The 8,343-nt window shown below is 73.1% G+C and carries 10 protein-coding genes; all 10 read left to right on the top strand.

The window, feature by feature from the left end; translation table 11 throughout:
• A partial coding sequence (gene tsaE, locus A6Q81_RS15825) for a tRNA (adenosine(37)-N6)-threonylcarbamoyltransferase complex ATPase subunit type 1 TsaE (RefSeq protein WP_286691057.1) occupies positions 1–489 on the top strand: 489 nt, incomplete at its 5' end.
• A gap of 749 nt (positions 490–1,238) precedes the next feature.
• Positions 1,239–1,880 carry a tRNA (adenosine(37)-N6)-threonylcarbamoyltransferase complex dimerization subunit type 1 TsaB gene (gene tsaB / locus A6Q81_RS15820; protein WP_067859678.1) on the top strand — a complete coding sequence of 214 codons (642 nt, stop codon included), beginning with the start codon at positions 1,239–1,241 and terminating at the stop codon, positions 1,878–1,880.
• Complete coding sequence (rimI, locus tag A6Q81_RS15815; protein WP_286691056.1) at positions 1,877–2,323, top strand: ribosomal protein S18-alanine N-acetyltransferase; 447 nt, start codon at positions 1,877–1,879, stop codon at positions 2,321–2,323. The genes tsaB and rimI overlap by 4 nt, the downstream gene beginning before the upstream one ends.
• Complete coding sequence (locus A6Q81_RS15810) at positions 2,320–2,787, top strand: DedA family protein (RefSeq protein WP_067859671.1); 468 nt, start codon at positions 2,320–2,322, stop codon at positions 2,785–2,787. The genes rimI and A6Q81_RS15810 overlap by 4 nt, the downstream gene beginning before the upstream one ends.
• Positions 2,784–3,260: a DUF5709 domain-containing protein gene (locus A6Q81_RS15805; RefSeq protein ID WP_286691055.1), complete on the top strand. Its 477-nt coding sequence runs from the start codon at positions 2,784–2,786 to the stop codon at positions 3,258–3,260. Before A6Q81_RS15810 ends, A6Q81_RS15805 begins: the two co-directional genes overlap by 4 nt.
• 54 nt (positions 3,261–3,314) lie before the next feature.
• Positions 3,315–3,932: a lysophospholipid acyltransferase family protein gene (locus tag A6Q81_RS15800; protein ID WP_286691054.1), complete on the top strand. Its 618-nt coding sequence runs from the start codon at positions 3,315–3,317 to the stop codon at positions 3,930–3,932.
• Positions 3,929–4,972, top strand: coding sequence for a tRNA (adenosine(37)-N6)-threonylcarbamoyltransferase complex transferase subunit TsaD (tsaD, locus tag A6Q81_RS15795; RefSeq protein WP_286691053.1), 1,044 nt, complete (start codon positions 3,929–3,931; stop codon positions 4,970–4,972). Before A6Q81_RS15800 ends, tsaD begins: the two co-directional genes overlap by 4 nt.
• A 53-nt stretch (positions 4,973–5,025) precedes the next feature.
• Positions 5,026–5,973 (top strand): ATP-binding cassette domain-containing protein, encoded by a 948-nt coding sequence (locus tag A6Q81_RS15790; protein WP_286691052.1) that lies wholly within the window; start codon positions 5,026–5,028, stop codon positions 5,971–5,973.
• A complete protein-coding gene (locus A6Q81_RS15785) occupies positions 5,970–6,788 on the top strand; it encodes an ABC transporter permease (protein WP_067859644.1) in 819 nt (272 codons plus the stop codon). Before A6Q81_RS15790 ends, A6Q81_RS15785 begins: the two co-directional genes overlap by 4 nt.
• A 66-nt stretch (positions 6,789–6,854) precedes the next feature.
• Positions 6,855–8,168 carry a GAF domain-containing protein gene (locus A6Q81_RS15780; protein ID WP_202967671.1) on the top strand — a complete coding sequence of 438 codons (1,314 nt, stop codon included), beginning with the start codon at positions 6,855–6,857 and terminating at the stop codon, positions 8,166–8,168.
• The last annotated feature ends 175 nt before the right edge of the window (positions 8,169–8,343 follow it).

Here is an 8,343-nt window from a genome sequence, read left to right as displayed (position 1 = left end):
ATGCAGCACCTCGCCGCGCGCGTGGCCGAGCTGGTGCGCCCCGGCGACCTGCTCGTCCTCTCGGGCGACCTCGGCGCCGGCAAGACGACGTTCACCCAGGGGCTCGGCGACGCGCTGCACGTGCGCGGACCCGTCACGTCGCCGACGTTCGTGCTCGCCCGCACGCACCCGTCGCTCGTCGACGGTCCCGCCCTCGTCCACGTCGACGCCTACCGCCTCGGCAGCGCCGCCGAGGTCGACGACCTCGACCTCGACACCGCCTCCGACGAGGCCGTCACCGTCGTCGAGTGGGGCGAGGGGATGGCCGAGCAGCTCAACGACAGCTGGCTCTCGGTGAGCATCGAGGTTCGCGGTGCCCGCCCCATCGACCCCCTCGGCACCGAGCACGACGGCGACCACCCCGACGAGGCCGAGCCCCGCGTCGTGACCATCAAGCCGAACGGTCCCCGCTGGGTCGACGTGCCGCTGCGCTCCACGCTTCTCGGCTGAGGTGCTGGCCGCGGCGCTGCGTGGTGTGGGGGTCGTGACCTTGGTGGTGCGTTGCCTGCGGGGGTCTCGTCCTGCGGGTGCGCTGCCTGCGGTCGTCGTGACCTTGCTGGTGCGCTGCCTCTGCTGGCGCTGTGTCTGGTCTCCGAAAGGGCCTCGACCGGCAGCGGGCCTGGGGGCGGCTTGGGGTCTCGGGGTCTGGCTGAGCCCGCTCCCGACGCAAGATTCTTCGTTTCTGCGTTCTAGGGCCGAGGTTCTGCGTTTGCGCGTCCCGTCGGTGGATCTGCCACCTTCTGAGCGCTCTGAAGGTGGTAGATCCACCGATGGCGGGGGCGAGCGCGAAAGGATTCTTCCTTCGTGTGGAACGGTCCACACGAAGGAAGAATCGTTCGTCACCCCAACGCAAAGGGCACCCGAGGGTCTTCATTCACGCGTGCGAGGCCGAACGCCTCTGCGTTCACGACGGGATCCCGTGGCAAACGCAGAAGCCTTGGCTCGCGCGAAGCACGAACGCAGATCCTTGCGTCCCACGCGAGCCACAGCCCGAGACCCCGGACCAGCACGGTCGCCAGCTGCCCGGTCGAGGCCCTTTCGGAGACCACCCACAGCGAAGGCCGAGGCAGCGCAGCGGCAAGGTCCACACGACGGTGCACTCACGCAGCCGCAGGACGAGTCGAACGAGACCCACGCAGCGGCGAGTCCCCGCCCCGACCCCACGTGGCGCGTCGGGAGGTGAGGGTAGGCTCACTCGTGTGCTGCTGCTCGCGATCGACACGTCCGGACCCGCGGTGAGCGTCGCCGTGCACGACGGTGACCAGGTCGTCGGGTCGGCGCAGGGCGAGGGGACGATGGCGCACGGCGAGCTGCTCGCCCCGGCGGTACGCGACGCGCTCGCCGACGCCGGACGTAGCGCCGCCGACCTCACCGACGTCGCCGTCGGGGTGGGTCCCGGACCGTTCACCGGGCTGCGGGTCGGGATCGTCACCGCGCGCACCCTCGCCGCGACCCTCGGCCTCACGAGCCACGGCGTCTGCTCGCTCGACGCGCTCGCCCTCGACGCGGGCCTCGGCGCCGAGCACCTCGTCGCCATCGACGCGCGGCGCAAGGAGGTCTACTGGGCGCGCTACGTGCCCGACGCCGACGGCGTCCCGCGCCGGGTCGACGGACCGCACGTCGACAAGCCCGTCGAGCTCGCGCGGCTCCACCCCGACCTGCCCGTCGTCGGACGTGGCGCCACCCTCTACGCCGACGTGCTCGACGCCACCGACGGTCCCCTCGACCCGTCCGCCGCCGCGCTCGCCGAGGGCGTCGTGCGAGGCCACGTCGAGGTGCTGGGGCTCGAGCCGCTCTACCTGCGCCGCCCCGACGCGCAGCCCGCCGCCCCGGTGCGGTGATCCGGCCGGCGCTGCAGACCGACCTGCCCGTCCTGCTCGAGCTGGAGGGGCAGGCCTTCGCGGCCGACGCATGGTCCGAGCCGACCCTGCGCGCGGAGATCGCCCACCCCGATCGTGCCGTGCTCGTCGCCGAGAGCGACGCCACCGTGGTCGGGTACGTCGACGTCGGCGTGGTGGCCGACGTCGCCGACCTGCACCGCGTGGCCGTCGCGCCGACGCACCGCCGACGTGGCCTCGCGTCGCAGCTCGTCGAGGCCGGCCGCGACGCGGCCCGCGAGCGCGGCGCCGACCGCATGCTGCTCGAGGTGGCCGCCGACAACGACGCCGCCCTGGCGCTCTACGCGGCGCACGGGTTCGAGCACCTCGCCCGACGTCGCAGGTACTACGCCGGTGGTCGCGACGCCCTCGTCCTCCAGGTCGGGCTGACGGGGGAGCTCACGTGACCGAGCAGATCCGTTCCTGGCCGTGGGCGTGGGCCTGGCTGACGCTCTTCGCCATCGTGCTGCTGCGCGCGGGCGCCACCTACGGGATCGGTCGCCTGGTGGCCGCCGGCGTCGTGCGGCGCCGACCGCCCGGACCGCGCCTCCAGGCCGCCGTCGACCGCGTCGAGCGGTGGGGGCCGCCGGTCGTCACGGCGAGCTTCCTCACCGTCGGCGCGCAGACGGTCGTCAACGCCGGCGCGGGTCTGGCGCGCATGTCCGTGCCCCGCTACCTCGTCGGCCTCGTGCCCGGCGCCGCGCTCTGGGCGACCGTCTGGAGCACCGTCGGGGCGGGTGTCTTCCTCGCGGCGCTGCGCACCGGCACCGACCGCGGCCAGGCCGTCGCCGTCGCCGTCGCGGCCGTCGTGCTCGTGGCGGTCGTCGCAGCGGTTGCGTCGCGTCGACGCCGTGGAAGGCTGGACGCATGACTGACGGACCCCTCGAGTTTGACGACACCCAGGAGAACCGCGACGACTCGGAGGTGCTCGACCAGCTCCAGCCCGACGACACGCTCGTCGACCGCGGCGTCGACGACGTGCTCGACGAGGGCTACTCGCCGGCCGAGAAGTGGAGCCCCGGCGAGGGCTTCGGCACCACCGCGGAGGAGGCCCTGGAGGGCGAGACGCTCGACCAGCGCGTCGCCCAGGAGGAGCCCGACGTCGACCCGTACGCCGACGTCGACCCCGAGGGCAACGCCAACGAGCTGGGCGACCCCGAGATCGGCGACGACCGCTCCGGTCGTCTCGTCGCGCCCGACGAGGGTCTGGCCGAGGACACCGAGAAGGCTCTCGTGGGCGACGAGGTCGGCATCGACGGTGCGGCCGCGAGCGCCGAGGAGGCTGCCGTGCACGTCGTCGAGGACGACCCCGACGACATCAGCGCGGGCACGCCCGACGTCTGAGCGACGGCCCGTCCTCGCACTCCTGGGTGCACATCTGTGCACTATCCTGAGCCGATGCGCGACTACACGTACCCGACGGTGATCGTCACCGCCAAGACCCTCTTCAAGGTCCTCGGCATGAAGTTCCAGACGTCGGGGACGGAGCACATCCCGCGCGAGGGCGGTGCCATCCTGGCCGCCAACCACATCGGCTACGTCGACTTCGTCTTCGACGGGCTCGCCGCGCAGCCATCGGGCCGGCTCGTCCGCTTCATGGCGAAGAAGGAGGCCTTCGACCACGCCGTCGGCGGGCCGCTCATGCGCTCGTTCCACCACATCGAGGTCGACCGCGACGCGGGCCAGGCGTCCTACGACAAGGCCGTCGAGTACGCCCGCTCCGGCGAGATCGTCGGCATCTTCCCCGAGGCCACGATCAGCCGCTCGATGGAGATCAAGGAGCTCAAGACCGGTGCCGTGCGCATGGCCGCCGAGGCGGGCGTGCCGCTCATCCCCATGGTCACCTGGGGCACCCAGCTGCTGAAGACGAAGGACCACGACCCGCCCGCCTCGACGCCGAGGAGAAGGCCGCCAAGGCAGCCCGCCGTGCGGCCCGTGCAGCCGAGCGTGGGACCGACCCGCAGCCCTGAGCCGCGGGCCGCCCGCGGTGGCCGATCTGGGACACTGGGCCGGTGAGCGAACCCCTCGTCCTCGGCATCGAGTCGTCCTGCGACGAGACCGGTGTCGGCATCGTCCGCGGCACCGAGCTCCTCGCCCACGCGGTCGCCTCCAGCGTCGAGGAGCACGTGCGTTTCGGCGGTGTCGTGCCCGAGGTCGCGAGCCGGGCCCACCTCGAGGCGATGGTGCCCACGCTCGAGCAGGCGTACGCGCAGGCCGGACTCGACGTGAGCGACGTCGACGCGATCGCGGTCACCTGCGGACCAGGTCTCAGCGGTGCGCTCCTGGTCGGCGTCGCCGCGGCCAAGGCGCTCGCCGTCGCGCACGACAAGCCGCTCTACGGCCTCAACCACCTGGCCGCCCACGTGGCGGTCGACCAGCTCGAGCACGGCCGCTTCGACCGTCGCGTCGCCGCCCTGCTGGTCAGCGGCGGCCACACCGAGATCCTCCTCGTCGACGACATCGCCTCCGACATCACGATGCTGGGCACCACGATCGACGACGCCGCCGGCGAGGCCTTCGACAAGGTCGCCCGCCTGCTGGGCCTGCCGTACCCGGGCGGTCCGCACATCGACCGGGTGGCGCGCGAGGGCGACGGCACCGCGATCGCCTTCCCGCGCGGTCTCACCGCGGCCAAGGACGCCGAGCGCTACCGCTACGACTTCTCCTTCTCCGGCCTCAAGAGTGCCGTCTCGCGGCACGTGCAGCACGAGCAGCGCATGGGACGCCAGATCGACGTCGCCGACGTCGCCGCCTCCTTCCAGGACGCCGTCGTCGACGTCCTGACCCGCAAGACCGTCCAGGCCTGCCGCGACCACGACGTCGACACGCTCGTCGTCGGCGGTGGCGTGGCCGCCAACGGACGACTTCGCGAGATGGTGCTCGCCCGGGCCGAGGCGGCGGGCATCGAGGTCCGCATCCCTCGGCCCGGGCTCTGTACCGACAACGGCGCCATGGTCGCGGCGCTGGGCGCCGAGGTCGTCGCGCGCGGCGTCGCTCCGTCGTCGCTTGACCTGCCCGTCGACTCCAGCCTGCCCGTCACCCGCATCGTCGCCTGACCCGCCGCGCGCGGGACGCCACCCCCGGCCCGTCCGTCTGGCAGGCTGACCCCGTGGCAGTCATCGAGGCACGAGGGCTCGGCAAGAGCTACGGCACCCGGCGAGCGGTCGACGACCTGAGCTTCACCGTGCACCCGGGGAGCGTCACGGGCTTCCTCGGCCCGAACGGGTCGGGCAAGTCCACGACCATGCGGCTCATGCTCGGTCTCGACCGCGGCGAGGGTCGCACGACGTTCGACGGACGCACGTTCGCCGAGCTCGAGCAGCCGATGCGCCACGTCGGGGCCCTGCTGGAGGCCAAGCCCTTCCACCCGACCCGCCAGGCACGCCATCACCTGCAGATGCTCGCGGTGGCCAACCGGATCGAGCGGCGCCGCGTCGACGAGGTGCTCGAGCTCGTCGGTCTCTCGGCGCAGGCGAAGGGCCGGCCCCGCAAGTTCAGCCTCGGCATGGGCCAGCGGCTCGGCATCGCCGCCGCCCTCCTGGGCGACCCGCACACCCTGATCCTCGACGAGCCCAGCAACGGGCTCGACCCGCAGGGCATCACCTGGCTGCGCCAGCTGTTGCGCCACCTCGCGGGGGAGGGGCGCTCGGTGTTCGTCTCGAGCCACCTGCTCCAGGAGATGGCGCAGCTCGCCGACGAGGTCGTCGTCGTGGGCCGCGGGCGCCTCCTCACGAGCGGTCCCGTCAAGGACTTCGTCGAGCACGGGGGGACCGCCGAGGTGCTGCTGCGCACGCCCGACCTCGGCGTCCTCGCTCCGGCCATCGTCGCCGCGGGCGGGACCCTCACCCCCGACGACGACGGTCTGCAGCGCGTCACGGGCCTCGACGCCGCCCGGGTCGGCGACCTCGCGCACGAGCACGGCGCGCGGGTACACGAGCTGTCGGTCCGGCGCGCCACCCTCGAGGAGGCGTTCCTCAACGCCACGGGCCTCGACGAGGAGTACCGCGGGGCGATCACCGCCGACCGTCCGGCCGGCGAGGCGGGGGGTGCCCGATGACCGACGCGCTCCGCTACGAGATCACCCGACTGCGCACGATCCGGTCCACCTACTGGATCCTCGGCGTCGCCTTCGGGTTCCAGCTCCTGCTGACCGTGCTCATCGCCTGGAACCTGCCCGAGACGGGGCCGTTGTCAGGCGGCGACCAGACCTTCGCGATCCTCGTGACCGTCGGCGCCACCCTCGGCGTGGCGCCGCTGTTCATCGCCTACGTGATCGGCCTGCTCGGGGTCTTCTCCATGGGGCACGAGTACCGCCACGGCATGATCCGCGCGACGCTGACCGCGCTGCCCAGCCGTCTGCACGTCATGCTCGCCAAGGTGGTCACGACGGCCGTCCTCTCCCTCGTGGCGGCCCTGGTCTGCGTCGGCATCGCGCTGCTCAGCGCCGTGCTGTTCGGCGTCGGACTGCCGAGCGTCGGCGGGCTGCGCGACATCACCGTCGGCACCGTCCTCTACACGACCCTGTTCTCGCTCTCCGGCCTGGCGTTCGCGACCCTCACCCGCAACCAGACGGGCGCCGTCGCGCTGCTCCTGCTCGTCCCGTCGCTCGTCGAGGGCCTGGTCAAGGCGGTCGTGCTGGCCATCAAGGCGTCCTCGGGCGACCCGACGAGCCGCGGCGGCATCGTCGACATCCTCAAGTTCCTGCCGTACGACGCGGGCGGACAGATGTACACGCGCGTCTCGCTCAACGACGCGTTCCAGGTGTTCGGCTACAAGCCGTTCGGCGCGGTAGGCGGCGGCATCACGATGACGGTGTTCGTCGTCGTGCTCCTCGTGCTGGCCACCCTCGCGTTCCAGCGCCGCGACGCCTGAGCACCTGGCGGACGGAGTCCGTCGTCGTCCCTTCTGGGCGTGAGCCGCGTCACGTACACTCGCGGCATGGCACGCACCTCCGAGCCGCGCGCGAGGCACCACGGACGTGACCTCGCGATGCCACCGGGCTCGGACCCCGACGCCCTCTCGCGGCGGCTGCGGCGGGCTCACGAGGAGTTCCTGGCCTCCGGCGCCACCGACGCACCACTGCGCGACGTCGTGCGGGAGTCGTGGCAGCGCAGTCTCGCCGAAGGCCTCGACCCCGAGACCGACCTCCCGCGCATCACGCTCGACGACGACGCGCTGCGCGAGATCCGCGAGCACCACCCCCTCGCGGCCGGGCTCCCGGTCATCCGACGGCTCCTGGTCGAGTCGGCCGGGGAGGCGGGCCTGCTCGTCGCCGTGAGTGACGCCGCCGGCCAGCTGCTGTGGGTGGAGGGCGCGGCGTCGCTTCGCTCGCGGGCGGAGTCGATGCACTTCGTGCCGGGCGCCGACTGGAGCGAGACGAGCGCCGGGACGAACGCGCCCGGCACGGCCCTGGCGATCGAACGGCCCGTGCAGATCTTCGGCCCCGAGCACCTCGGGCGCCAGGTGACGCCGTGGAGCTGCTCGGCGGCGCCCATCCACGACCCCGACACCGGCGCGGTGCTCGGCGTCCTCGACGTGACCGGCGGCCCCGAGGTCGCGACGGCCCAGGGACTCGGGTTCGTGCGGGCGACCGCCGCCGCGGTCGAGGCCGAGCTGCGCATCGCACGCCTGCAGCCGGCTACCGCACCGCTGCACGTGACGAGCGGATGGTCGGCACCACGCCTCGACGTCCTCGGCGTGCACGGCGCGACGTTGCAGGTCGGTCCGCTCACCTCGCGGCTGAGTCGTCGGCACAGCGAGCTCCTCCTGCTCCTGTCGCGGGCCCCCGACGGCATGACGGCCGCGGAGCTGGGCGTGGCGCTCAGCGACGACGACCAGGCGCCGGTGACGATCCGCGCGGAGCTGTCGAGGCTGCGCGGGGTCCTCGGACCGCTCGAGCTCGCGTCGCGGCCCTACCGCCTGCGCAGCGCGGTGCGCACCGACGTCGACGAGGTCCGCGACCTGCTGCGCGACGGACGTCTGCGCAGCGCCGTCGCCGCCTACCGCGGCCCGGTGCTGCCGTCGTCGACCGCTCCCGCCGTGGAGGAGCTGCGCGACGACCTGCACCTCGAGCTGGTCTCCGCTCTCCTGGCCTGCGACGACGCCGACGCGCTGCTGTCGTTCGCGGACACGCCGCACGGTCGCGAGGACCTCGGGGTGTGGTCGCGGGCGCTCGAGATCCTCCCCGTCTCCTCCCCACGCCACGCCCAGGTCGCCGCCCACGTCGACAAGCTCGACCGCGCCTTCGGCTGACCCCGGGCACCGCGTCCCGCTGGTCGAGTAGTCGGGTCTGGCGAGGAACGAGCCTGGGCCCGACGTATCGAGACCACTCTGGGCTGGCGCTGGGGGTTGGCCCGCGCTGGGCTGTTGCCGGGTGGTCTCGATACGCAGGGACCTCGCAAGCTCGTCCCTGCTACTCGACCAGCGG

The sequence above is a fragment of the Aeromicrobium sp. REDSEA-S38_B2 genome (assembly GCF_001628525.1).
GTDB lineage: Bacteria > Actinomycetota > Actinomycetes > Propionibacteriales > Nocardioidaceae > Aeromicrobium > Aeromicrobium erythreum.
Note: the sequence above shows the minus strand (reverse complement) of the source record. Positions and strands in the feature narration are given on the sequence as shown.